This window comes from Bradyrhizobium sp. MI1.11 (assembly GCF_055811255.1).
The window spans coordinates 25,776-50,192 of record NZ_JBVVPM010000003.1; the positions used below are offsets into that span (position 1 = coordinate 25,776).

The following is a 24,417-nucleotide window of genomic DNA, read 5'->3' on the forward strand; positions in this document are numbered from 1 at the left end:
GCAAAGGACCTTTCGAGCATTCGATCTGCGCCACCGGTACATGCTGCGGCAGACCCCTTGGTGATGGGGTTGCACGGTACGAAGCAGTTCAGTCGATTGTCGTGCCGGCACCAAGAACGCTCGTCAAGCGAGTGGTAGTGATACGCTATCGATAACGCCAGCGCATCAATTGGCGATAGAGTCCTAGCTTTGTGCTGACCCTCCAGGCAAGGCTGCGCATAGCAGTCGGATCAAGCAAGTGCCTGCGCATATACTCCGCATCCATGTTGTTCGTCAGGCACAGGCGGGAATAGAGAAAAGGTTCGAATCCGCGATGATTCCCAAGCTGGATTGTGAAGAGATGCGTATAGCCAGCTCTCAAAGCCGCGTCCCAAACTCGCCGAGAAAATCGCCCGTATGGGAAAGCGAAAAGAGTGACTTCTTGCCCGAGGCGATCCTCCAGCATTGACTTCGAAACCTTAAGCTCGCGCTCGAGTTCCACGTCCGGAATGATAGTCAGATCGACGTGGCCCATGCCGTGTGAGCCGATCGTGACACCACTCCTGCCAAGCTCCTGAATCATATCCCAGCTCATCCGTCCCGGTGCCCCCACAAAATCCACCGGAATAAAGGACATGAAGCCGGGAATCCGGCCGGACTTCAGGTAACGTGCATACGCAAGCGTGTAGTCCGAAAGAAATCCATCGTCGAAAGTGAGGAGGACCGCGCCGGTGCCGCTGGCTTTCGGATCGGTGCACCGCTGCAGAAAACTCCGAGGGGAGACCAGCCTGTCCTCGTAAAGTGCAAGATGCGCATTGAATGATTCGCGAGTCAGACACCACGCATTCGGAGGCGAGGCTTCCACCAGCTCGTGATAATTCAAGACGATCATAGAGTTTGTATCAGATCTGAGACTCGCCGGCCCCAGGTCTGCCAGTTCAAACGCGCATCGAAGGCGTCCCGGCTCGATCGTCGTAGGCGGGCGAGCCGGTCGGGGTTCGCAAAAATCTCGAGGATGATCGTCGCATAGTCCGTCTTCGTGGCATTTGGCGGCAACAAGATGCCAGTCTCGCCGTCGCGGATAGCGCAGGAGACGCCACCAGTGGCCGGGGCAATGCTGGGCACGCCATGGGCCGCCGCTTCACAGAACACGATACCGTAGCAGTCTGCCCGGGTCGGCAGCAGAAACAAATCGGCGTCGCGATAGAGCTGATCCAGCCGGTTGCGCTGATCACGATCATTCTTATCGAGGTAAGGGATGATCGTGAGGCCATCCTGGGTGACAGGCTTTGGCGGAGTGCATCCGCAGATTACGAGCTCCGCCTCTACGCCCCTGCCCTTTAGTTCAGCGAGAGTCCCGATCGCGACGTCCGCGCCTTTCTCTTCCCAATTGGCACCGATGAAAAGGAGCCGGCACGGACCAGGCGTACGATATCCAAGCACAGAGTCACGGTCGGGTGTCTCTTTGAGGTTGGCGCCCCAGGGAATGACATGCACCCGCGCGCGGTCGGCGCCGTAATCTCTAATGGCGGATTCGGCTGCCCATTCCGACGGGTAGAGTATCAGATCGGCACGCGCAATCGTGTTGCGTTCCAGGCGTTCAGCGATGGCTCGAGCAGCGCGCGACAAGTTTCGATAGTTTGGATGATAGTTCTCAACGAGCCGAAAAGTCGCGTCGGACGCATAGACGAGGGGAACGCCTTTGGGTACACCCCATGCGAAGCTGGAGCCAGCGGGTGCGAAGACGACATCGGGCGAGGCCGCGCGGATTTTCCGCTGCGAGTCAGCTGCGTACTGTGCAACCACACGCCCCGCATGGAACGGAGAGAATCCTTGCCGAAAAACGGTACGGCAAACTCTTGAATACGCCTTGTAGAGAGGGAAAATTGGTGCGCTCAGGGGACCGATATGGACCACCTCATGACCTTCGCTCGACAGCGATTTCGACATGTGAAACGGGGTGCCGGACCAGAATCTGACATCGCGCGCATCGCCGATTGTGGCGAATGCAATTCGCCGCCCTGCCCGGCTACCGGAGATGTGGCTCTGAATCATTTTATTCCCTATAGATGCAGCAAACGGATGGCCGTACAAAGGCCCTCCAGGGTCTTTCATTATTCTGACCGATTTATCCACAGAGCTCATGAGTGCGAACCAGCGGACAACGTTCGACGTGAAGTGTCATCTCGTTGCCACTCGGCCGCTTGGACACGAGAAAACCTTACCGCTCGGAATCGAGCACGAATATTGACATAGCAATAGATCAACAATCCCGGCCACAGGCGTAGTTCCCTGAATAGTCGAATGAGCGTTCGATCGTTGGTTTCGCTTCTGTTCACCGAGAGCTCGGGGAAGCGACGGGTGATTTCAAGTACCCCGGCGTAGGTGCGACTTCTGACAGCGATAAGCTGCGGGATTGTGCGCGCGGGAAATACCGTCGATTTGACGTGAGAGAGCGTCTCGCGTTCCTCCGCTTTAAATTGAAGGCGAACATAGATGTCATCAGCAATGACGTCTGGAAACTGCCCGAACCTCCTGCGCCCCGCCTCAGATAAGAAGTAGACGCCGGAACCACCGATCCCTTCGCGCGAGGAAGGCAGCCGCGATCGAATCCCGTAGTACTCGCGGACGAGCCAGGAACAGTCCGTCAGATCGATATTAGCCGTTGGCGCTACCGCCAAAACGTCACCCTTCTCCAGGCGCCGTGCGAGAGCTTGAATGGCATCGAGGGTAATAACAATATCGGCATCGGCGTACATCCGCGGAAATGCGCCCGAGACCTGATCGCCGACGTTAAGGGCGTGTGTTTTTCTTGCGGTATCGGTTTCGACAACCTGGACAGTTGAACCGAAGCGGCGAGCGACGTTCGCGGTGTCGTCCGTGCACCCGTTACAAACAACGACCACGCCGATTTGGTCAGAGGCCAGATTGCTGACCCATTGGCCCAACAGCCGAGCAATTACAGAACTCTCGTTGTGAGCTGGGACGATGATCGAGATCATTGCTGGCCTGGTCGGAATGGATCAGATGTGAGGCAGCAGGAGCAAGCCTCTTGGCTGCTTTTCGCTCAGTCCGTAACATCCAAGAGAGCACATGCCGCCAACCTACGAGCATTTAAATCAGCCGCACGTTTAAATCAACGATAAATCAGACTGCTCTGCATATTAATATCAACCGCGCAATGGAGAACAGCTTCCGAACACGCGCACGAACCCGCCGACGCGATGACTGCTGCGAAAACTGAGATTCAGTGAGAGCCAACGGTCAAATGTTACCAGTCCGAAGCACATTTCGCACGCGAATAGCCCCGTTCCGAAATATTTTATTATTAGGCAGAATAACAGAATTAAATATGACTTTCCAGTTTGCTACGATATACTTTCAGCGCGTCGATTTTTGAGAGAGACGGGTGAGCGCCTGATGAATATACCCACTTTGCACGATTTTGAATGCTCTTTCACAAGGCATAGTCAATCATCGCTCCTCAGAGCGACTTGGTCACGTGGCGAGCAACCCCGCGGCGGGCGCGTCCCGTCCGGAACGCGACAAGCACCCCCTCCCCATTCGCCTTCTCATCGAATTCTAGGTCTGATTTCACCTGAACTCAGATGAGACGCTGCCAACATACATAGAGAGAAATGGTACTCGAGATGTCAAATGGATCCGTCGGCGTCGGCGTTATTGGATATGGCTACTGGGGACCAAACCTCGTCCGCAATTTTGCGTCTCATCCCAAGGTGCACCTGGTCGGCCTCAGTGACCTCGACTCGAAGAAGCTTGAGGCTAGCAAGCGCCTGTATCCAAGCATAATAACGACCTCCTCTTATCACGATCTTCTGAGGAACCCAGCCGTTGATGCAATTGCCATCGCAACGCCGGTTCATACTCACTATGAACTTGCCCTGTCGGCCCTCAAGGCCGGCAAGCACGTGCTGGTGGAAAAGCCGTTTGCACAAAGTTCGGATCAGGCCCGGCGTCTGATCGATGAGGCGGCCGAGCGCGGTCTAACGCTGATGGTCGATCATACCTTTCTCTACACACCCGCCGTGCAGAAGATCCGCGAGCTCTTGCTCAAGCAGGAGCTTGGCAACGTCTATTACTACGACAGCATCCGCTCGAGCCTCGGCCTGTTCCAAAGCGACGTTAACGTGATCTGGGACTTGGCCGTGCACGACCTTTCGATCATCCACTATATCTTGGATGAAGAGCCCGTCGCGGTTTCAGCTACTGGGTCATGCCATGTGGTCGGCTCTCCCGAAAACATGGCCCACATCACTTTGTTTTTCGATAGCGCATGCGTGGCCCACGTGAGCGTCAACTGGCTCTCGCCGATCAAGGTCCGCCAGACGTTCATCGGAGGCAGCAAGAAGATGATCGTCTATGACGATCTTGAACCGACCGAAAAGATCAAAGTGTATGATAAGGGTATCACCGTCGACGGCCCCTCCGACAATGCCCATCAACTGCGGATCGGATATCGAGCTGGCGATATGTGGGCGCCTCACGTCTCTCCCAATGAAGCGCTTCAGATCGAAGTCGACCACTTTGTCGATTGTGTGCATAGCGGCGCGGTGCCGATTTCGTGCGGCATGTCTGGACTGCGGGTGATCGAGGTCCTGGAGGCTGCATCGCGCTCGATCGCCGAGCACGGAAAGCCGATCCTTCTGAAACGGGAGCAGCGCTGGATCCGGGAACAGACGAGAGCGACGGCCTGACCCGTTAGATGGACGGCATTCCACTCGACCCACAGCGACGATCCGCGATGAATTCAGTACAACGCTCCATCCTGTTTTCTGCGGCCGATCGCTATGGCAGCGTCGCGCTGTTCTTTGTCGCCACCGCGGTTCTGTCTCGCCTGCTGTCGCCGGCGGAATTTGGGGTATATGCGGTCGTCGGCGCCGTCACGACAGTCATTGGAGCATCCTTCCAAGAGTTCGGGGGAGGAAGCTATCTCATTCAAAAGCGCGAACTGTCTGCAGAAAACGTTCGCTCAGCCTTCACGATCACACTCGGGATCTCGGCAGCGATTGCCCTTCTCCTATTTAATCTTGCGGGTGCGCTCTCAGATCTTTTCGCCGAAGCCAATCTCAAGAAGGGCCTCGAAGTATCAGCACTGAACTTTCTGCTCGTACCTATTTCTGGGATAATTTCTGCCTTGCTGCGTCGAGACATGAAATTCGGCACGCTAGCCGTTTGCAACTTCGCCGCCGGAGCAGCGGTTGCCCTGGTCTCGATCGGACTTGCGATGGCAGGATTCAGCTACATGGCCCCGATCTGGGGAGCCTTTGCAGGAAACGTGATTCTGACCTTGACGCTGCTCGCTGGTCATCGTGACTTTGGGCAACTGCGTCCCTCGCTTGTCGAATATCGCGAGGTCGTCGGCTTCGGCTTTTATTCCAGCGGGGTCAGCGTAATCAACGTCTTCTACAACCTCGCCCCCCAGCTGTTCCTTGCACGAATTCTCGACTTCGCATCCGTCGGTCTGTATAGCCGCGCGATTAATTTGACACAGGTCTTCGACAAACTCGTGACGCAGGTGTTGACCCCCGTGATCATGCCGGAGATTGTCGCGAGACGCCGGGCAGGTGAAGATCTCAAGGCTGTTTACCTTGACTCTATTGAGCTTCTTTCCGCCGTGCATTGGCCATTCTTGATATTCGTCGCGATCATGGCGCGGCCAATTATCGCAATTTGGCTGGGCGAGACATGGTTAGAGGTCGTACCTCTAGTGCGCCTCCTGTGCGTCGCAAACCTGACATTTTTTGCAGCATGCCTGAGCTATCCCATACTCATAGCCGTCGGAAGCGTGCGGGATGCATTGATCTCCTCCCTCATCTCACTACCGCCTTCGCTTCTTGTGATTTTGGGAGCATCTTTCTTCGGTGTACAGGCTGTCGCTTCATCCGCACTCTTGACGCTGCCGTTTCAGGCTGCGGTCGCGATCTACTTTATCGGGCGGCATCTACACTTCAGGCCAATGGATGTTCTTCGCGCGTTGACAAGGAGCGGCCTTGTCACCGCCGCAACTACGTTCGGCGTAGCCAGCTGTGCCGTTCTGACGGAAGCCGGAATGCTGACATCCCTTGCCGGCCTGGTGTTGGGGATGTGTGCTGCGGCTCTTTGCTGGAGCCTTGGGCTGATATTGACCGGACACCCGCTGTTGCATCAGGTCCACCAGGCGGCAGTCGGCCTCGCGCGTGCTGCACCAAGACTTCGACCGTCGCGTTCGGCCCTATAAGGCCCTAGACAATATTGGAGATGAGATGCCCGTCGCAAAAGACGTAAAGCTCGGCAGGCAAGTCAGGATCTTCCATCCGGAGCTAATCAACCTCTATGGCTGCTCTGTCGGCGACGAGACCGGGATCGGGGCTTTCGTCGAGATCCAAACTGGGGCAACGATCGGTGCGCGCTGCAAAATATCATCCCACACTTTCATCTGCGAGGGCGTGACCATCGACGACGAAGTCTTTATCGGCCATGGCGTCATGTTCACCAATGACAAGTATCCCAGGGCCACTACGGCAGAGGGCCGAACCCAGGCATCCTCCGACTGGATATTGCAACGCACGCATGTCGGCAAGGGAGCATCCATCGGATCCAACGCAACGATCTTGTGTGGCGTAACTGTCGGTGCAGGAGCAACGGTCGGCGCCGGGGCGGTGGTGACAAAGGATGTTCCGCCAGGAGAGATCGTGGCCGGAGTGCCCGCTCGAATTCTATCTTGGTCAAAGGCCCGAACCGTGAGCAGTATCACGTTGCCCCACAGCGATTAAACACCAACCTTTAATAGTTGATTTAAATTCAATATTGCTTTAATATTAATTAATTGCCATGTCAAAATCGAAAGGTATTAACTTGATACCATTTCTCGATCTGAAAGCCCAATACGTCCAAATCCGACCAGAAATCGACGCTGCAGTCGCGAGGGTCATCAGTAGCGGGCACTTTGTGCTCGGACCCGAGGTCACAGCCTTCGAGGAACGCTTTGCGGATTATTGCAAGACTGCCCATTGCTGCGCGGTGAACAGCGGAACGTCGGCGCTCCACCTTGCCTTGCTGGCGGCGGGCGTCGGAACCGGTGACGAAGTCATCACGGTGTCCATGACTTTCGTCGCGACAACCGCAGCGATTCTCTACAGCGGAGCCAGGCCGGTGTTTGTCGACGTTGACCCGGTAACATGGACGATGCATCCCGGTTCGATCGAGGCTGCGATAACACCGCGAACGAAGGCGATCCTGCCGGTTCATCTCCACGGGCAGATGGCCGACATGGACCCCATTATGGAGATCGCGCGTCGTCACGGTCTGGTCGTCATCGAGGACGCCGCGCAGGCGCATGGCGCGGAATACCGCGGACGTCGCGCGGGCTCGATTGGCGATCTGGGATGCTTCAGCTTTTACCCCGGCAAGAATCTTGGAGCCTTTGGCGAGGGCGGGGCCGTCGTAACCGATCGGCCTGAATTGGCACGCCGCGTGTCACTGCTGAGGGATTGGGGACAGGAGACGAAATACAATCACGTCATTCCCGGATACAACTATCGCATGGACGAAATTCAGAGCGCGATACTGAACGTCAAGCTGAACTACATTGAGCGCTGGACGGAAGCTCGTCGTTCGCTCGCTGAGCGATACAATGCACTGCTGTCTGATCTTCCATGCCCGCGTCCCCAGCCGCCCCCGTACGCCCGTCACGTGTATCACGTCTATGCGGTCAGATTGCCGTGGCGCGACGAAGCGCTGACGCTATTGCGTGAAGCCGGCATCGGCGCCGGGATCCACTATCCCGTTCCGGTGCATCTGCAGACGGCCTATGCAGAACTCGGTTATCGTGCCGGTGATCTTCCCGTCACCGAGATGCTGGCGAACGATTTCCTCTCTCTTCCCATTTATCCAGAGTTGCTGCCGGAACAGGTGGTCGAGGTTGCCTCCACACTCAGGAACGCGGCACTGCGGCCCAGCGAAGTAAGCGACCGAGCAGAGCATCCAGAGAGTCTCGTGACAAGGTCCCACAACAGGAGAGCGTCTTGATTGATCTCAAGGGAAAACGCGTTCTGGTCACCGGCGGCGCAGGTTTCATCGGCTCCCACATCATTGATCTGCTCTGCGATGAGGGCTGCATCGAGATCGTTGCCCTCGACAACATGGTCAGAGGCCGGCCGGAAAATCTCCGGCGTGCGCTCGGGCGGGGGCCGGTGAGGCTGGTTCACGGCGACATACGCGATCGCAAGCTGATGGAGGCCTTGATCAAGGCTGCCGATATCGTCTTTCACCAGGCCGCACTCCGCATCACTCATTGTGCGGCCGAGCCGCGCCTCGCCAAGGAGGTAATGGTGGACGCCACCTACGATCTCCTGGAGCTGTGTATCAAGCACGACATCGAGAAGATCGTCGCGGCGTCCTCGGCTTCCGTTTACGGCATGGCGGAGGATTTTCCGACGAGCGAGCGACAGAACTGCTACAACAACAGGACCTTCTATGGGGCCGCGAAGGCGTTCAACGAAGGCTTACTGCGCGCGTATAATGACATGTACGGTCTCGACTATGTGGCATTCCGATATTTCAACGTCTATGGCAGCCGCATGGATATCCACGGGCGATACACCGAAGTTCTGATCCGCTGGATGGAGCGCTTGGAGTCCGGGCTCCCCCCGGTCATTTTCGGCGACGGCCTACAGACTATGGATTTTGTCCACGTCCGGGACGTCGCACGCGCCAATATTCTGGCAGCAAGGGCAAACGTGACGGACGAGGTATTCAACGTAGGTACCGGCACTGAAACCAGCCTGGTGCAACTCGCGACGGCGCTCGCATCGGTGATGGGACGGCAAGGAATGCTCCCGGAGTTCGCGCCGGAGCGTTCCATCAATCCCGTGCCGCGCCGGCTGGCCTCAACCGGAAAAGCCGAACGCCTGCTGGGTTTTCGGGCCAACACCGGGCTTGATCTGGGCCTGCAAGAGCTCGTCAAGTGGTGGCGCGCCGAGCGCGAGCTCGCGGCTGGCAATCAGCGACAGGCGGCTGTGTCGTGATTCCAATCGCATTGCCGCTGCTGGCCCATGAAGAGGCAGAGGCGGCGCGCGCAGCCGTCCTGTCGGGCTGGGTGTCGCAAGGTCCGCAGGTGACTGCCTTCGAGCAGGAATTCGCTGCTCTCGTCGGCGCTCCCTTCGCATGCGCTGTTTCAAACTGCACCACGGCCCTGCAGCTCGCTCTGGCGGCACTCGATATCGGCCCTGGCGACGAGGTTATCACTGCGAGCCATTCGTTCATCGCAACGGCGAACTCGATACGATACCAAGGCGCGACCCCTGTCTTCGTGGATATCGATCCAGAGACCTACAATATCGACTCCGCCCAGGTGATGGACGCAATAACCCCTCGCACGCGCGCGATTATCGCCGTTCATCAAATGGGACTTCCTTGCGACTTGGCTGCGCTTACGGCGATCGCCAACCGCAGGGGGATTGCCCTCATCGAGGATGCAGCCTGTGCGGCCGGCAGTGAGATCTCAATAGGCGGTGAATGGGAACGGATAGGTAAGCCGCATGGACGTATCGCCTGCTTCTCGTTTCACCCACGCAAGGTGATCACAACTGGCGAGGGTGGGATGTTGACCACCGCCGATCCGGAAATTGACCGCAAGTTCCGGCTGCTCCGGCAGCACGGTATGAGCATTCCGGACACGGTGCGACATGGCTCACCGCGGGTCCTTTTCGAAGACTATCTCGTCATGGGTTACAATTACCGAATGACCGATATACAGGCCGCCATCGGCCGCAAGCAGTTGGAGCGCCTTCCGGAATTGGTCGCGCGGCGCCGCGCTGTCGCGCTCGGATACGCCGAGCTACTCAGAAACCTGGAGGGACTGCGATTGCCAGCAGAGCCTGCGTGGGCCAGATCCAACTGGCAGAGCTACTGTGTGCGCCTGCCCGATAGATTGGATCAAAAAGGGGTGATGCAGACACTTCTCGACCAGGGCATAGCGACCCGACGTGGAATCATGTGCGCGCACCGGGAAGCGCCTTATGCCGCTGAAACCCACCGCCATCAACTGCGCCAATCCGAACTCGCGCAGGATCGTTCGATCCTGCTTCCAATCTACGCGCAAATGACTGAAGACGATCTGCGCTACGTTGCCAACGCTCTCACCAGGGTAATATGCCGGTAACCGCTGCTCACTCCACGAATTCGTCCGAGCGCTGCGATCGCACTTTGCTCAATCCTGGCTATTCTGGCAGCACATCTATGCAACAGCGGCTATACGTCGACGGACGCATCCCGATCATCGCACTCACCCTCACGTGCCGTCGCACTCGCTACATTGGGTCCGCGACGATCTGCCCGAAGGTTAACGCGCCGGACTGCGATACGGCAATCTAGTAAAACTGAGGACCAGATGGCTACCTTTGATCCAAAGCCTAAGCTAGTCTTCTTTCAATACAAATATGACGACGAGCTGCCTGCCTTTCTTCTGGCGCACAAAAGAGAACACGTCAAATGTCTCTCAGAGTTCTTCAATGTCGTAGTTGTAGATCACGATTGTGACTATGCGCACATCTGCGATGTTCACCAGCCGGATTTGACGCTTTTCGAAGGCGGAGTTCCGTTTCCTTCTTGCCGTCGCCCGAAGGTAAGGAACGCGCACACCAACGCGCACATTCCGAAACTTGGCCTCCTCAATTCAGATGCCTTCTGCTGCGGCCGCGCAGGATTCTTGTCCGACATGGAGCATCTGGGAATCACCACGTATTTCGCCATAGCAACAGCGGCGGCCGAGAATACGCCAGCCATTTCGGATTCCCTATTTATTTGGCCCAATTCCGTCGATCCTGACCTCTATCATGACTATAGCCTCTGGAAGAGCATCCCAGTGCTCTTCGCCGGCAACAACACGGCTCTGTATCCCTGGCGACAGCGGATGATGCGCCTAATCTCCAAGAATTATTCTTCCTTGATTTGCAATCATCCTGGCTATGCACCTCAGAGGGAGCAGCAACAAATAAGGGTTGGCGAACCGTATGCGCGAATGTTGAACGCGTCCGTGTTCGTACCGTCTTGCGGGACACTGGCAAAGGAAGTCGTCCGAAAGCATTTTGAGACTCCCGCCTGCAAATCATGCTTGGTCACAGAGCCGTCTCCAGCCCTCCAGGCCGCTGGCTTCATCGACATGGTCAATTGCGTGTTTGCCGACGAGCACGACGTGTTGGATAAGCTATCCTTTCTGTTCAACAACCAGGTTGCACTCGAAGCGATTGTTCAAGCAGGGTTCGACTTAGTTCACAGCTCGCACACGATAAAGCAACGCAACCAGATCCTCCAATGGTATGAGCTCAACAAGGCAGCTCGACCGCACCAGAGGATCATTCAGCCCGGCCCGTTCGAGCCGCTCCGGCTTGTTGATGCTTCGCCCACCAGCAACGTTGCAGGAATTGTACCCGGAGGTTTACACCTACGTCTTTTGCAGCAGGGCGACCGATTGCTCGCGCAGCGCAACTACGAAGGCGCAGAACGCCTCTATTTGAAGTGTGCACAATATATTCCGTGGATGCCGGAACCGAAGTTACGACTTGCGCTTTGCGACTTGCACAAGGGCAATGCGAGGAGAGCGCTCTCTTGGATCTCCGAGCCAATCCAATTCACTCTTTCCGAGTACAGAGCAGCAGATCCTGATCCCGTTGAATGGGCGTACTTCATTATTGCAACACTCTGCTCGAACGACATCGCCAAAGCGGTCAGATGTGCCAACCAATTTCCCTGGCTCGACCATGAGGAATTGAATCGAGCTCGGCGTTCAGTGGCGGTTCTCTCTGGTCGAAAGATCGCGCTTCCTGCAGACATTGGCGACCGGCGAGAACACCGACGGAGCATTCACCAACTGCCACAACGCAATGACCAGGCGTGGTTCTCGTGCCTGTGCGACATGCTTACCGCATGTAATCGAAATGATCTGGCGGAGCAGATAAGGAACCATTTGAACCGCGGCAGTGCCGCATTGGCAGATCTGAGCAATTGCAATGTCGCGATTCGGCAGGTGAACGCCGGTGGACTTTCCAATGCTTCCTGGATCTTACCGCCTCAAGGGAAGACAAGGTACTTTGAGTGGCGGCTTCGCACCTACAAGATGCGGACGGGTCTCAAGCAGTTGGTCAAGCGTGGCCTCTATGGTGCCGAGGCAAGGTACGGATACTTCATGCCCCATCATCTCTCGAGCAGCAGAAATGACGAGTTTTATGGACTGATCCGTGATCTTGCTCGCGGAGAGAAAATAGGTGCGGCCTTGGTCGTAGGCGCGGACCGGCGCTGGCGCGGGACCCAAGCGCTCATAGCCGGGTTCAGGGCACGGGAAGAAACATCCCACCTGGTGTGCTTGAAAATAGACGGAGGCAGTGGAGGTCCTATTGTTGGCGCGTCGGAGCCGGACGAAGATTGTGTAAAATGGTATGGGCCCCTCCACCTTGATCTTGGCGACATGGGAGAGCAGTTCCGGAACTCGATAAGGAGGATAAAGGACGACAACAATGTCATAAGCTTTGACCTATTGTTGCTTAATGGCTCTGCTCATGTTCAGGAGGACGGCTTCTACGAAGCGCTGTATGAATTGTTACGAGAGGCAAAGTACGTCCTGCTCGATGACGTCAGTAATGTTCGCATTCATGATATCTACAGACGCCTGAAGAGCGAAGGACGGCATCGCGTGACCAACGAAAATCCAGCTCTCCGGAACGGGTATGCCGTGTTCGAGGAGCGCAATGGAGACAATGGCAGAACAAGAGCGCCTTCTCTCGATAGGCCGGTGAAGACACTTTCCTGAAAGTCTTCTGACCGATTCTCTATCGTGACCAAAAGCGTAGTGAGCATTCTGGAGTCAACGAAAAATGGACTATTTCCACTGGGTGCGACGCGAAATTCACCCGCTCTTGCCGAAGCAATGTAGCAGCATATTGGAAGTAGGAGCCGGCGCCGGCGCCACGCTAAGATGGCTAAAGGGCTATTACCCAAACGCGAAAACGACTGGGGTCGAGATCAATCCAGGCTTGTTGGACGAATTGGAACGGAACGTTGACCGGGCGATTGTCGGTTCCGTGGACGAAATCATCGCACAGCTCAAGAAGTACGACCTCATCCTCCTGCTCGATGTTCTCGAACATCTACCTGATCCAAGCGCGACCCTTCAAAGGCTGGCAAAGACACTGAATCCCGGAGGCCGCGTTATCATTTCGGTTCCGAATATAGCTCACTTCAGCGTTTCATTGCCTCTTCTGCTGCAACGCCGTTTCGATTATCAGGAAGCGGGCATTCTGGATCGTACTCATCTCAAATTCTTCGTAGAAGATACGGCGATCAAGCTTCTAAGCGATGCAGGCCTGAAAGTCACAGATGCCCTTATCTCCGGAATGGAGCGAAGAGCAAAGATCTTCAATTTCTTCAGCCTCGGCTTGTTACGCCACTATCTGGCACGACAATACATTATGCTGGGCCAATTGAGCGATCGCCATTTGGTACAGCAAGCAATCCGATGGCAAGTCGCGACTGACGAGGGCGCAAAAGCGGGCTAGCTCATAACAGTCACAATGACAGCTCCGGCCCGTTAGAGCGCTTCCCGCCTCGCATCAGCGCGAGATATTCAACAACCTTGGAAGGCGGACGCCAGCAAACCACATCGGCTTCCGACCTAAATTGCTGATCTACTCGCGTCTTGGCAAATGGTTTTAGGCGATCCTTCGCATAGTTGTTGGGCAAGTGATAAACCCAGGACCAAGATGGGGTGATCAGGGCGCGCGGATCGACGGGTGATACGTAACGAGCAAGAAAGCCCTCCGGGGGATTTTCAAAACACAAGCCCATCGCCGCGCGACAAGCGACATCCCACTCTGGCCGAACCAGCTTGCTTCGCTCGCGATCGAACGAAGGCGCCTCCACATATTCCAATGCGAGCTCGCGGTCCAAGATGAACATCGCGTTAAATGGATAGTCCAGGTTGACAAAGGCATACCCATCCAGATCCACGCGATTTCTCGTGTTAAAATCAACCACGCCGACCTGATCAACGAGATAGAGATGATTGTCAGCGTCGTTGTATTCGATGCGCTGGAAAGACGGTATCAGCCTTCTCTCCTTGAGCATTTCTCGATAACGGGCGAAGTAGCAGAAGTTCTGGAAGGACAGCAAAATATCATCTTCGACGTATATGAAATGAGTATAGGCCGTCTTGGCGCTTAGAAACCTCTCCGAAACAAGATGCTTGTGGCTCCAGGGCAAGAGCCAGGGATTGGCAAGTTTCGGAAAGCTCTCAATCGAGAGGTTTTTTGTTGACTTTGAGCGCGCGGGTAGGGGCCTGAAAAGCGGTGCACTCAAGTCTCTGATCTGCTTGAGGGCTTCGTCCTGGTCAGTGTTGGTGACGATGACAACATCCAACGCTTCCACAGGATATTCGCAAAGCGATCGAAGGACTTGAAATAGATATTGGAGGCGAGACTCTCGGAAATGAAAAGTGACCGCGGCAAGGATTCGAAAAGGTCTTTCAGTCACATCTAGCATGCTTCCTACCTTCAGGTCTGAATCGCCGACTAGCGCTGGCTCCTGCTCGCCCAACTGCAAGCGCATACACCGACCATGGCGGACTCGTCACGGCTCGCGGATACTTTCATCCAGCCCGCGAAGCAGGGGATAGAGGAAATAAGAGATGACACTACGACGCCCGACCTTCATTTCGGCGGCAACCGCCATGCCGGGAATCAACTGAACGCGCTCCGGCCGCAGCCGAAGGTGCACGTCCTGCAAGTCGACTAGTACGCGATAGTAGGGAGCTGTCGTGCGGCGCACACCTTCGGCTTTCGGGTCCGGCGAGAACGAGTCCTCACTTACGACCCGAACCTCACCCACGGCCGTCCCGTACTTCTGGAATGGAAATGCTTCGAACTTGAGTCGCACCGGCTGCCCTACCGCGACCTGGCCAACGTCCCTGCCCTCCACGTTGACCTCGGCCTGCAGCTGCCCGTCCTGGCGAACAAGCACGAACAACGTTTCTGCCTCGCGGACCACTGAGCCAACTGTGCGGTTGCCAATCTCGAGCACAACTGCGTCTGCGGGAGCCTGCAGCACGATCAGTTGCCGGCGAAGCTCGGCCTTCTTCAGTTCCTCAAGGGCACCATCGCGCTTGCCGGTAGCCTCTACCAGATCCTGGTAAGCGGTGCGACGAAAGTCCTCCGCGAACACCTTCTGATCAGCCAGGGCCTTTTCCAGACGATGCGAGTTGTCTTCGATACTGCCCTGGACACGCGCGAGATTGCTCTCAACCTCCAGCCGCGCGTCGCGCGACAACAAGAGGTTCAGTTGTGAACCGACCTGCTTGGCCATCAGCGTGCTTCGCATCGTCTCGATCGAGTGCATGGTCTCCAGTCGCTGAACCAGGACGGCTTCATCGTTCCGGGCCGTTCTCACGTTGGCTTGTGCTGAAGCGATCTGCGCTTCGAAGTTGCGGATCTGGGCGTTGTAGGCGGTGCTTCTCTGCAGGAAGAGCTTATGCTGCAGCTGCTCGTCCTTATTGCTCGCGCTGGTGACGACGAACTCGGTTCCGTCCAATTCGGCGCGGAGCCGGGCAATAGCCGCCTCGACGGCGGCGACTCGGATGCGCAACTGGTCTACGTCAGCCTGGGAAAAGGTTGGATCGAGCGTCGCCAGCAAGTCGCCGCGCTTTACTCGATCGCCGGCCTTGACGTGAATTTCGCGAATCACCGACGTTTCCAGCGGCTGCACGACAAGGTTTGGACGCGTAGTGATCAACTTCCCCTGCGCGGTAACGATCATGTCCACTTGCGATACCGACGCCCACGCGACCGCGACCGCGATCAGCGCAACGACAAGGAAGAGCGTGACACGAGCTACCCATGCCGGAACTCGTTGCTCAACCTCGATTGCGTCGGGCTGAAATTCTGTAATGACGCGCGGGCGCGGCAGCGCGGGGCGAAATATAGTTCGGCGCCTTCGGGCGACTGTTGTTGTTCCCGAATTTTCACGCGGCTTTTCTACCTTGTTCATGCGAACTGCTTCGTCTGCTGATTCCAAAGATGGCGGTAGATGGTGGATTTAGAAAGCAGTCGGTCGTGGTGATCCACGTCGACCACATGACCGCGGTCGATCACAAGGATCTGGTTCGCTTCGGCCAACATGGAGAGGCGGTGCGAAACGATGATAACCGTCCGTCCCGCCGCGAGACGGCGCAGATTGCGCCTGATGATCATCTCGCTCTCAGAATCGAGTGCGCTGGTCGCTTCGTCCAGAATCAGAATGCGCGGGTTGGAAATGAGAGCCCTCGCGATGGCAAGCCGCTGCTTTTGTCCCCCAGAGAGGTTTGACGCCTCCTCTTCGAGCATGGTGTCGAAACCCCGGGGTAGCCGTTCGATAAACTCGTCCGCGCCCGCGAGCTGCGCTGCCCTTACAACATCCTCGAATGTCGCATCCCGCTTCACGCAGGCGATATTCTCGCGCACGGTTCCGCGGAACAAGAAGCTGTCCTGCAGGACCACTCCAAGATTCCGGCGCAGGTGAGATAGATCCAGCTCCCGGGCATCATATCCGTCGATCCGCAGCACACCCTGCTGCACGGGATACATTCCTGAGATCAGCCTGGTGAGCGTCGTCTTGCCGGAGCCGCTCCGGCCGACGATCCCGAAGATTGAGCCAGGGGCAATGGAGAAGGAGACTTGATCGAGCGCCGGAGCGCCTTCCGGGCCATAACGGAACGAGACGCTTTCAAACTCAATCTTTCCGGCGAGGTCCGGACGCAAGCCGTCTCTCTTGCCGTCACGCTCGGCTTTCTGGTTCATCACCTCGCCAAGCATCTTAACTGCCAGAGCGACCTCCTGGTACTCATGCACCATAGTCACGAGCTGGACCAGGGGTCCCGAGACTCGCCCTGCCAGCATATTGAAAGCGACAAGCGCGCCGATCGTCATTTCTCCACTGAATACGTCAAGCGCGCCCAGGGCGATGATCCCGATCGTCATCATCTTCTCGAGAAATCCGGTGACCGCCTGGGCGCCCGCCGAGATTTTCTCAACTCCGAACCGCATTGTGACCGCCTGCGCACAACGGTCGTCCCACACCCTGCTCTGCAACGGCTCCATCGCCAGCGACTTCACCGTGCGCATGCCATGAACGGTTTCAACGAGGAGCGCCTGCCGTGCACCTTCGGCCTGATATAGATCATAGAGGCGCCGTCGGAACGGCCCCATCAGCACTGCGACGACGATCGCGCTAATCACGGTGAAGGCCAGAACGACACAGGTCAGCTTGGCGCTGTACAGCGCCAGAACAGGAATGAAGACGATCAGTGACAGCGCATCCAGCGTGGTGAGAAACAGCCGCCCGGTCAGGAATTCGCGAATTCGCGCAGCCTGCTGCATATGCTTCACCAGGACGCCGGCGGAGATGTGTTCGAAGAAGGTCACTGGCAATCCGAGAAGATGGCCGAATGTCTTCGTCGCAACGCGGATATCCACCCTGTTCGTCGCGTAAATCAAAAGGTAACGCCGCAGAAATCCAAATATTGCGTCGAACGCGAGTGCCGCGACCGCACCGGCCGTGAGCACGTAGAGGGTCGTGAAGCTCTCGTGCACAAGAACCTTGTCTATAACCAATTGAAAGAAGATCGGAAGCACGAGGCCCAGCGCGTAGAGGACGATCGCGGCAACCGCCACGTTGCCAAACAGCCCCGATTGCCGGAGAAGTTCCGGGACGAACCACCGCAGTCCGAACGCTCTCCCCGTGTCTGCCGGCAAACGTTCGCGTTTCAACAGGATGACCTCTCCCGTCCAGCACGCGCAGAAGCGGTCCCTAGCAACGATCAAAGGCTCTTTCTTACGGTCGGCAAGCGGATCGAGCGTCGCGACGGTCTCGGCTCCGTCACCCCCAGCCCCCACGCCAAGAATGACGATCCAGTTCCCATTTTCGAGTCGGGCAATGGTCGGATATGCCTCTCCCAGACGACACAGCACACCCCAATCCAGGTGGGCGGTCTTCACCCGTAGCCCGGCCTCGCGCGCCATGCGCAGCAACAAGTCTGTCGAAAGGCCCTTGCCGTCAATGGCATAGGTGTGGCGCAGGCGGTCCACGGGCAGGTCGATGCCGTGATGAGCAGCGACCGTGGCAAGGCATTCAAGCGCAGTAGAGGCAGCCGACTGCGGCGATTCTGAAGAAGTCGCCACCGCCGTCTCCGTGACGGGCAATTCAGCTGAAATTGCTTGAGACATTTGCCGACCATGAGCTGTTCACCACAGTGGGACCGCGCTCGATCGGCGCAATATTGTGCGAGGGTTCCGCCGATGTCTTCGGCTGGCTGCGCCGCACCGCTCCGGCATCGATCAGGCCCTGCAGAGCGTTCTGCATCACCTCAACGGAGTTCGCAAATGACTCCACTGAGAAGATCAGCCTCTGGCAGAAGACCTTCTTGGGCGCGTTATTGGCGTCTCGATCCGTGGGCGAGAGACTCATCAGATCGACGCGCACGATCGAACCACCGATCATGATCTCGTCCACTCCGTCAGTATAAATTTCGGCGTGCATCCTATGGCTCCTATGCTGCGAGTTGTGGTCTGAAGATGATGTCGACCGCATAGCTTGTAGAATTGAAGGTATTGGTCGGGAACAGGCTGTCGGTCCCGTAAGCGTACACACCATTGCCACCGCTGGACGCGGACGACGGAGCAGTCAACGGCCCGTTGGTGACCGAACCAGCGAAGAGATTTGGATCTGCGGAGTAGTTTCCCGCAGTGTGGTAGGAAGCAATGTAGGTCGTTCCCGCCGCTATCGTCACGGGCGTGCTGAAGTTGACCTGCTGCCAACCGCTCGTTGTCTCGTTGGTGAAGGTAGCACTCGCCAGTAAGGTGCCCGTGCTGCTCCAGAGATCAGCGACGTGCGTACCTGTATTGTTCGGTCCTTTGTAGAAGCGCAACCCGACGATGTCGCCTGCGGTGGAAGCTTGGAATTTCATGCCAAGTTCCACCGAGCTTGAATCATTGACAGAGACGATGCTCGGCGTTGGATTCGAGCTGAACAGGCTCACGGTGCTGGACGATGACGGCTGGACGGTGACGCCTACCGTTGCGCTGGCTGTACCACCCCTACCATCCGAGATGGCATAGTTGAAAGAAGCCGGTCCGGTATAACCGTTGGTCGGGGTGAAAGTCACCGTGTTATTTTGTGCATTGAAGCTCGCCGTGCCGTTCGTGCCCCCACTAGCGCCCGTAATCGTCAGGATATCGCCGTTCGGATCTGTGTCGTTGGCGAGCAATGCTGTCCCTGCAATGGTAAGTGGGGTGTTTTGGCTGGCATTGAAGCCACTGTCATTGTTTGCGACTGGCGGCTGGTTGGCACCACCGCCAGAGCTGTTGAACATGACGTCGACCCAGTAGTTCGTGGCATTGAAGGTGCTGGTCGGAAACAGATTTCCGTTACCATATGTGTAGACGCCATTGCCGCTCGCTGGGGCCGTCAATGGCCCGTTGCTGTGAGCAGTGGTGAAGTAGTTGGACGTGGAGGTGTAGTGACCGCTGCTGTGGAAGCTCGCGACGTAAGTGGTACCGGCCGTGATCGACACGGGGTTGTTGAACGTGACGGTTTGCCAGCCGCTGCTGGTCTCGTTAGCGAAGGTCGCCGTTGCAAGCAGCGTACCTGTGTTGCTCCACAATGAACCGGCGTGCGTACCCGTATCATTGGCGCCCTTGTAGTATTTGATGCCGGTAATAGTACCCGATACAGACGAGGTGAATTTCACACCAAGGTTGACCTGCGACGTGTCGGAACTCGACACCGTTGCCGGCGTATCCGCGCTCGAGAACAAGCTTACGATTGTTGGGGTGGTCGACACGGTGATATTGAACGTCTCGCTCGCAGCGAGGCTGCCGAGGTCGGTGGCCGTGGTGTTCACGCTGACGGTCCCCACGTTTGCGGATGTCGGTGTACCGCTGAAGGTCCGGGTCGAGGCATTGAAGCTCAGCCAGGAGGGCAATCCGGTCGCTGAGTAGGCGAGCGAATCCCCGGAATCGAAGTCGGTGAAGGTGCCCGCAGGCAGCGTCAGGGAGAACGCCGTGCCGACCGTCGCGGTCTGGTTGCCGGTCTGGATCGCCAGCACTGGCGCGTCGTTGGCCCCATGAATGGTGACGGTTAGCGTGCTCGACGATGTCGCACCGGCGGCGTCGCGCATCGTGTAGTTGAAGGCATCGGTCAGCGTGTTGGTCGAAAGCCGCAAAGCCTGCACCGCCGCGTCGGCTTCATTCACCGAATAGGTGAACGTACCAGCGGCATTGAGGACCAAGCTGCCGTGCGCGCCATTGAGTGCCGCACCGAGTGTCCCGGCCGTCGAGCCGAAACTAACCGCGGTCACCGTCTTGGTATCGCCAGCGTCGGGATCGGTATCGTTGGTCAGCACATTGCCTGTGCCGGGCGAGCCGCCCGTGCCGTTGTTGGCACCGCCCTTCTCGGTGGCATCCGCCGTGTCCGCGACGGCGGTTGGCGCCCTGTTCGCAGTGGTCGACACGGTGATATTGAACGTCTCGCTCGCAGCGAGGCTGCCGAGGTCGGTGGCCGTGGTGTTGACGCTGACGGTCCCCACGTTTGCGGATGTCGGTGTACCGCTGAAGGTGCGGGTCGAGGCATTGAAGCTCAGCCAGGAGGGCAATCCGGTCGCTGAGTAGGCGAGCGAATCCCCGGAATCGAAGTCGGTGAAGGTGCCCGCAGGCAGCGTCAGGGAGAACGCCGTGCCGACCGTCGCGGTCTGGTTGCCGGTCTGGATCGCCAGCACTGGCGCGTCGTTGGCCCCATGAATGGTGACGGTTAGCGTGCTCGACGATGTCGCACCGGCGGCGTCGCGCATCGTGTAGTTGAAGGCATCGGTCAGCGTGTTGGTCGAAAGCCGCAAAGCCTGCACCGCCGCGTCGGCTTCATTCACCGAATAGGTGAACGTACCAGCGGCATTGAGGACCAAGCTGCCGTGCGCGCCATTGAGTGCCGCACCGAGTGTCCCGGCCGTCGAGCCGAAACTAACCGCGGTCACCGTCTTGGTATCGCCAGCGTCGGGATCGGTATCGTTGGTCAGCACATTGCCTGTGCCGGGCGAGCCGCCCGTGCCGTTGTTGGCACCGCCCTTCTCGGTGGCATCCGCCGTGTCCGCGACGGCGGTTGGCGCCCTGTTGCTGCCATTGCTGGGGGCAAACACCACGTCCGCCCAGTAGTTCGACGAAGAAAACGTATTGGTCGGGAAAATGCCAGCGGTGCTGGTACCGCCGTAGGAATAGACCCCATTGCCGCCCGATGTGGCGGAGGAAGGCGCCGTCAAGGAGCCGCTCGTGAATGCGTTGGCGAAGAAATTATTCGTGGCCACGTAGGCGCCATTGGTGTGATACGAGACGACATAGGTTGTATTGGCAGCGATTGTGACGGGGGTCGCCAGATTGACCGTTTGCCAGCCGCTTGCCGAGGTGTTGGTAAAGCTCGCGGTTGCAAGCTTGGTACCGGTCGAGGTCCAGAGGTCGAGGAGGTCTGAGCTACTGTCGCTCGGACTGCGATAGAATTTCAGCGCGGTGATTTGTCCGGCCGCCGAGGAGGTAAACTTCATACCCACTTCAAGTGGCTTGCCATCATTCAAACTTATCTGGGCCGGGACGTTGGAAGCCGTGAAGAGGCTTGCCCCGCCGCCCGTGATATTGACACTGACCGTGGCAGGGGTGGCCTGCATATTGACGCTATCATCAGTCGCGCGCGCCTCGATGACTCGCGTACCAGAAGAGCCCGAAGCAACCCACGTATAGCTCCAGCTCGTCGTACCGCCGGCCGGGTGCCATGTCGCCCCACCATCAGTCGAGACTTCGATACCGGCCACACGCCCACCAATGTCCGAGGCGGTGCCGGTAATCGTGACCGTCTGGCCCTGGCTGACGTCGGTCCCGCCTGTCGGAGAGGTGATAACGGCTGTTGGCGCGGTGTGGTCGGTCGACGCTTGGGCGCCCACGACACCCGCCTGCAATGTCTGGGGGTTCACCCCCATGTCGGCGAGGAGATTCACCATCGACTGCTGCACGGCCGAGCTAACGGGCGCTGTAAGGCCCCTGTACGGAACATATTGGTCCGAAAGTCCCCACGGGTACATGACCGTGCCGGCGCCGAAAACCAGAGCACCGCTCTCCGGATCTCGGTACAGTGTGAGGCTGTGCGTGGCAGTGCCCGAGCCTGTTGTCGCACCATTGTCCAGCAGCAAGGTGTTGACATTTCTCGTCGTCGACGACATGTCGATCAACCCGGCTGGCCGGAAGCCGTTGTCCAGATCGCTGTCCCACTCGTAGCCGAGGAGGCCCGTCAGAGTTCCTCCGTTGCCACTGGCAATGCTGGTGTTCCGCCAGAAGCGCAGCTGCGACATGCTGGCCGGAATGCTGATATTGTCGAGCGAGCCGATATCGTCGACCGTGAAGATCGTACCGGAGAGAGAGTTTTCCGGAGTACCAGGTCCATAAACTGGATCACGAAATATGCCCGCTCCTCCGTTGGCCGTGCCGTTCGGGTCGAGTTGCGCGCCGCTCCAGATGTCCTTGTACTCGATGATCGTTCGGTTCGCCGTATGGCTCGGGTCGAAGCTCGCACCAAGCTCGGTGTCCCAATATATCTGGTTGCCGCTCAGGAAAGCGAGGTCAACTCCCGCGTCGCGCGCGGCGGTGACATTGGCGAATTGCGATTGCGACCAATATTCGTCATGGCCGGCATCCATGAAGACGCTCGCGTTCAGGAGCAGTCCTGGATTGGTCGCGGAATCAATGCCGGAGATGTAACTGATGTCATAGCCATTCCGCTCCAACCAGTAGATTGCGGCGTACTCCTCGCCAAACAGGAAGTCCTGCGAACCGGCCAGGTTAGAGTTGGAATTGATTGCAAGCGGACGATTGTAGCTGACGGCGTAGGCGCGATCGCTATTGGTGCGGCTGGGACCTTGATACAGATTGTATCCGCCCCATGGATTGTACGCCTCCCAAGTCGTATCGCTGGTCTGGAACCGAATGTCAGAAACGGTGCCGTCATTGCGTACGATGAACGGAATCATGTTCTGAAAATTGCCGCTGTCCGTTGTCAATTTCGCAAAATAGACGCCGGAAACAGCGGTGGCGGGAATTGTCCATGAATCTGTAACTGACCAATTTCCCGCATCGACGGTGTTGGTCGGATCATTGAAAAGTGGAGCCGGTTGGTTGGCAGATCCGGTGTGGTGCATGCTGGTGACAAGGCGCGCACCATTTCCGCTATAGTAGCCGAGACGGTAAATATCGAGCGCGTAACCGCTTGAAGCTGTATCGATCTTGAAAGAGACGGTTTGTCCGGCGTTGGTACTGATCTGTGTGGCAAAGCCTTCAATCTGCGAGTCGCCCTCGTTATCGAACGAGCCGTGGATCGCCCATGTGCTCTCCGGCGTACCCGGTATTTGATTCTCCGTGACAATCTTGTTGCCCGCGTCATTGAACGTCGCCGTCCCAGTTTGTGCGCCGGAGGTCGCGGTGAGCTGCAATGTAGCTCCGGTCGCTCGGCCATCAGCGGGCACCTGCCATTGCGCCACAACTTTCCCATTGGCCAGCCCATCCATGTCGCCGATGCTGCCATCCATGATCGTGAAGGGCGTATAGACATCGGCAATGCCGTCAGCGCCGGGCGCGCTCGATAGGTCGGCAATATTGAATGTGACCGACGCTCCCGAGCGGATGCCGGCTGCCGTAAACGCTGCCGTACTGCCGGGCGCGTAGTCCGCGCTGTCCGTCATTACGGACAGCGAACTTGTCGGCAGAGAATTGACCGCGGATCCGCCATGTGCGCTCAGATCCACCAATCTCGCGTTCGACGCCGGCTGGCCCGCCATTCCCGCAGCCGCATTGGGCTGGTGCCCGCTGACAGGCTCCGCGCGCAGGTGGGTCCAGAGCCCCTCCAATGCGGATGGACCGGAGTCGTCGCTCGAATTGATCCAATGAGTGGCGCCGGCGCTCGATATCGATGATGCCTGCGCCGCCTCACCGTCGGGCTGGATGGATGAGAACGCCGGCCCCCCTCCGTTGGGACGGGCCACTAGGTTTGCTGAACTCGAGAGGAGAGAGGCCAATCGCGACCGGAATGACGGAGTACAGAGGCCCAGCCGTCTGCCGAAGCCGCCATGCGGCTGCGATGCAGTTGACGCCTGACCAGCGTTGATACCCGCAATCGCCCTGGACAGGAGATCCGGCCCGCCGGCCGGCTCGTCCGCATTCGGCCAGATCCGAAACTGATTCAGTACTGGGGGTGCCCAGGCGCCGGCTATCGGCCACAACCATGCGCCTCGCGAGATGACATCTGATGACCAGCCGGAATCGGCTTCTTCCGGCAAGAGGGGCTTGGTTCCCCGATCAAGGACGCTCGCCTTTTGGTTCAGCATGGCCAGCC

Annotated in this window: 16 protein-coding genes; 8 read left to right on the forward strand and 8 right to left on the reverse strand. The window is 57.7% G+C overall.

Going from position 1 to position 24,417, the window contains the following annotated elements; translation table 11 throughout:
* Positions 1-145: 145 nt before the first annotated feature.
* From AC0L30_RS03710 to AC0L30_RS03720, 3 genes are read right to left on the reverse strand one after another with little or no spacing between them, the layout of a single operon-like run.
* Positions 146-871: a polysaccharide deacetylase family protein gene (locus AC0L30_RS03710; protein WP_473403782.1), complete on the reverse strand. Its 726-nt coding sequence runs from the start codon at positions 869-871 to the stop codon at positions 146-148.
* Complete coding sequence (locus tag AC0L30_RS03715; protein WP_473403783.1) at positions 868-2,073, reverse strand: glycosyltransferase family 4 protein; 1,206 nt, start codon at positions 2,071-2,073, stop codon at positions 868-870. Before AC0L30_RS03715 ends, AC0L30_RS03710 begins: the two co-directional genes overlap by 4 nt.
* A gap of 47 nt (positions 2,074-2,120) precedes the next feature.
* A complete protein-coding gene (locus AC0L30_RS03720) occupies positions 2,121-2,981 on the reverse strand; it encodes a glycosyltransferase (RefSeq protein WP_473403784.1) in 861 nt (286 codons plus the stop codon).
* A gap of 636 nt (positions 2,982-3,617) precedes the next feature.
* On the opposite strand from AC0L30_RS03720, the gene AC0L30_RS03725 reads away from it, so the two are divergent.
* From AC0L30_RS03725 to AC0L30_RS03760, 8 genes are all read left to right on the forward strand, one after another.
* Positions 3,618-4,694 carry a Gfo/Idh/MocA family protein gene (locus tag AC0L30_RS03725; RefSeq protein ID WP_473403785.1) on the forward strand — a complete coding sequence of 359 codons (1,077 nt, stop codon included), beginning with the start codon at positions 3,618-3,620 and terminating at the stop codon, positions 4,692-4,694.
* An 8-nt stretch (positions 4,695-4,702) separates the two neighbouring features.
* Complete coding sequence (locus AC0L30_RS03730) at positions 4,703-6,217, forward strand: oligosaccharide flippase family protein (RefSeq protein WP_473403786.1); 1,515 nt, start codon at positions 4,703-4,705, stop codon at positions 6,215-6,217.
* Positions 6,218-6,242: 25 nt separating this feature from the next.
* Positions 6,243-6,752 (forward strand): acyltransferase, encoded by a 510-nt coding sequence (locus tag AC0L30_RS03735; RefSeq protein WP_473403787.1) that lies wholly within the window; start codon positions 6,243-6,245, stop codon positions 6,750-6,752.
* 82 nt (positions 6,753-6,834) lie between these two features.
* Complete coding sequence (locus AC0L30_RS03740) at positions 6,835-8,007, forward strand: DegT/DnrJ/EryC1/StrS family aminotransferase (protein ID WP_473403914.1); 1,173 nt, start codon at positions 6,835-6,837, stop codon at positions 8,005-8,007.
* Positions 8,004-9,005, forward strand: a complete 1,002-nt coding sequence (locus AC0L30_RS03745) for an NAD-dependent epimerase/dehydratase family protein (protein ID WP_473403788.1) — start codon at positions 8,004-8,006, stop codon at positions 9,003-9,005. The genes AC0L30_RS03740 and AC0L30_RS03745 overlap by 4 nt, the downstream gene beginning before the upstream one ends.
* Positions 9,002-10,141 carry a DegT/DnrJ/EryC1/StrS family aminotransferase gene (locus AC0L30_RS03750; protein ID WP_473403789.1) on the forward strand — a complete coding sequence of 380 codons (1,140 nt, stop codon included), beginning with the start codon at positions 9,002-9,004 and terminating at the stop codon, positions 10,139-10,141. The genes AC0L30_RS03745 and AC0L30_RS03750 overlap by 4 nt, the downstream gene beginning before the upstream one ends.
* Positions 10,142-10,369: 228 nt before the next feature.
* A complete protein-coding gene (locus AC0L30_RS03755) occupies positions 10,370-12,784 on the forward strand; it encodes a glycosyltransferase family protein (RefSeq protein WP_473403790.1) in 2,415 nt (804 codons plus the stop codon).
* A 64-nt stretch (positions 12,785-12,848) separates the two neighbouring features.
* Positions 12,849-13,529: a class I SAM-dependent methyltransferase gene (locus AC0L30_RS03760; RefSeq protein ID WP_473403791.1), complete on the forward strand. Its 681-nt coding sequence runs from the start codon at positions 12,849-12,851 to the stop codon at positions 13,527-13,529.
* Between the two features lie 10 nt (positions 13,530-13,539).
* Here AC0L30_RS03760 and AC0L30_RS03765 read toward each other — a convergent pair whose 3' ends face one another.
* The 5 genes from AC0L30_RS03765 to AC0L30_RS03785 all read right to left on the reverse strand — a co-directional run bounded on the left by AC0L30_RS03765 (position 13,540) and on the right by AC0L30_RS03785 (position 24,409).
* Entirely contained in the window at positions 13,540-14,397 is an 858-nt protein-coding gene (locus AC0L30_RS03765) for a hypothetical protein (protein WP_473403792.1), read from the reverse strand.
* Between the two features lie 201 nt (positions 14,398-14,598).
* Positions 14,599-16,011 (reverse strand): HlyD family type I secretion periplasmic adaptor subunit, encoded by a 1,413-nt coding sequence (locus AC0L30_RS03770; protein WP_473403793.1) that lies wholly within the window; start codon positions 16,009-16,011, stop codon positions 14,599-14,601.
* Entirely contained in the window at positions 16,008-18,224 is a 2,217-nt protein-coding gene (locus AC0L30_RS03775) for a peptidase domain-containing ABC transporter (RefSeq protein ID WP_473403794.1), read from the reverse strand. Before AC0L30_RS03775 ends, AC0L30_RS03770 begins: the two co-directional genes overlap by 4 nt.
* Positions 18,202-18,537: a hypothetical protein gene (locus AC0L30_RS03780; RefSeq protein ID WP_473403795.1), complete on the reverse strand. Its 336-nt coding sequence runs from the start codon at positions 18,535-18,537 to the stop codon at positions 18,202-18,204. Before AC0L30_RS03780 ends, AC0L30_RS03775 begins: the two co-directional genes overlap by 23 nt.
* 10 nt (positions 18,538-18,547) lie before the next feature.
* Positions 18,548-24,409: a DUF4082 domain-containing protein gene (locus AC0L30_RS03785; protein ID WP_473403796.1), complete on the reverse strand. Its 5,862-nt coding sequence runs from the start codon at positions 24,407-24,409 to the stop codon at positions 18,548-18,550.
* Positions 24,410-24,417 lie beyond the last annotated feature (8 nt).

What these genes read in the sequence shown, in the direction of transcription:
- AC0L30_RS03755 (WP_473403790.1), top strand. Translation starts at nt 10,370, where the DNA reads ATGGCTACCTTTGATCCAAAGCCTAAGCTAGTCTTCTTTCAATACAAA.
- AC0L30_RS03770 (WP_473403793.1), bottom strand. Translation starts at nt 16,011, where the DNA reads ATGAACAAGGTAGAAAAGCCGCGTGAAAATTCGGGAACAACAACAGTC.
- AC0L30_RS03735 (WP_473403787.1), top strand. Translation starts at nt 6,243, where the DNA reads ATGCCCGTCGCAAAAGACGTAAAGCTCGGCAGGCAAGTCAGGATCTTC.
- AC0L30_RS03720 (WP_473403784.1), bottom strand. Translation starts at nt 2,981, where the DNA reads ATGATCTCGATCATCGTCCCAGCTCACAACGAGAGTTCTGTAATTGCT.
- AC0L30_RS03785 (WP_473403796.1), bottom strand. Translation starts at nt 24,409, where the DNA reads ATGCTGAACCAAAAGGCGAGCGTCCTTGATCGGGGAACCAAGCCCCTC.
- AC0L30_RS03780 (WP_473403795.1), bottom strand. Translation starts at nt 18,537, where the DNA reads ATGCACGCCGAAATTTATACTGACGGAGTGGACGAGATCATGATCGGT.
- AC0L30_RS03710 (WP_473403782.1), bottom strand. Translation starts at nt 871, where the DNA reads ATGATCGTCTTGAATTATCACGAGCTGGTGGAAGCCTCGCCTCCGAAT.
- AC0L30_RS03760 (WP_473403791.1), top strand. Translation starts at nt 12,849, where the DNA reads ATGGACTATTTCCACTGGGTGCGACGCGAAATTCACCCGCTCTTGCCG.
- AC0L30_RS03730 (WP_473403786.1), top strand. Translation starts at nt 4,703, where the DNA reads ATGGACGGCATTCCACTCGACCCACAGCGACGATCCGCGATGAATTCA.
- AC0L30_RS03775 (WP_473403794.1), bottom strand. Translation starts at nt 18,224, where the DNA reads ATGTCTCAAGCAATTTCAGCTGAATTGCCCGTCACGGAGACGGCGGTG.
- AC0L30_RS03725 (WP_473403785.1), top strand. Translation starts at nt 3,618, where the DNA reads ATGGTACTCGAGATGTCAAATGGATCCGTCGGCGTCGGCGTTATTGGA.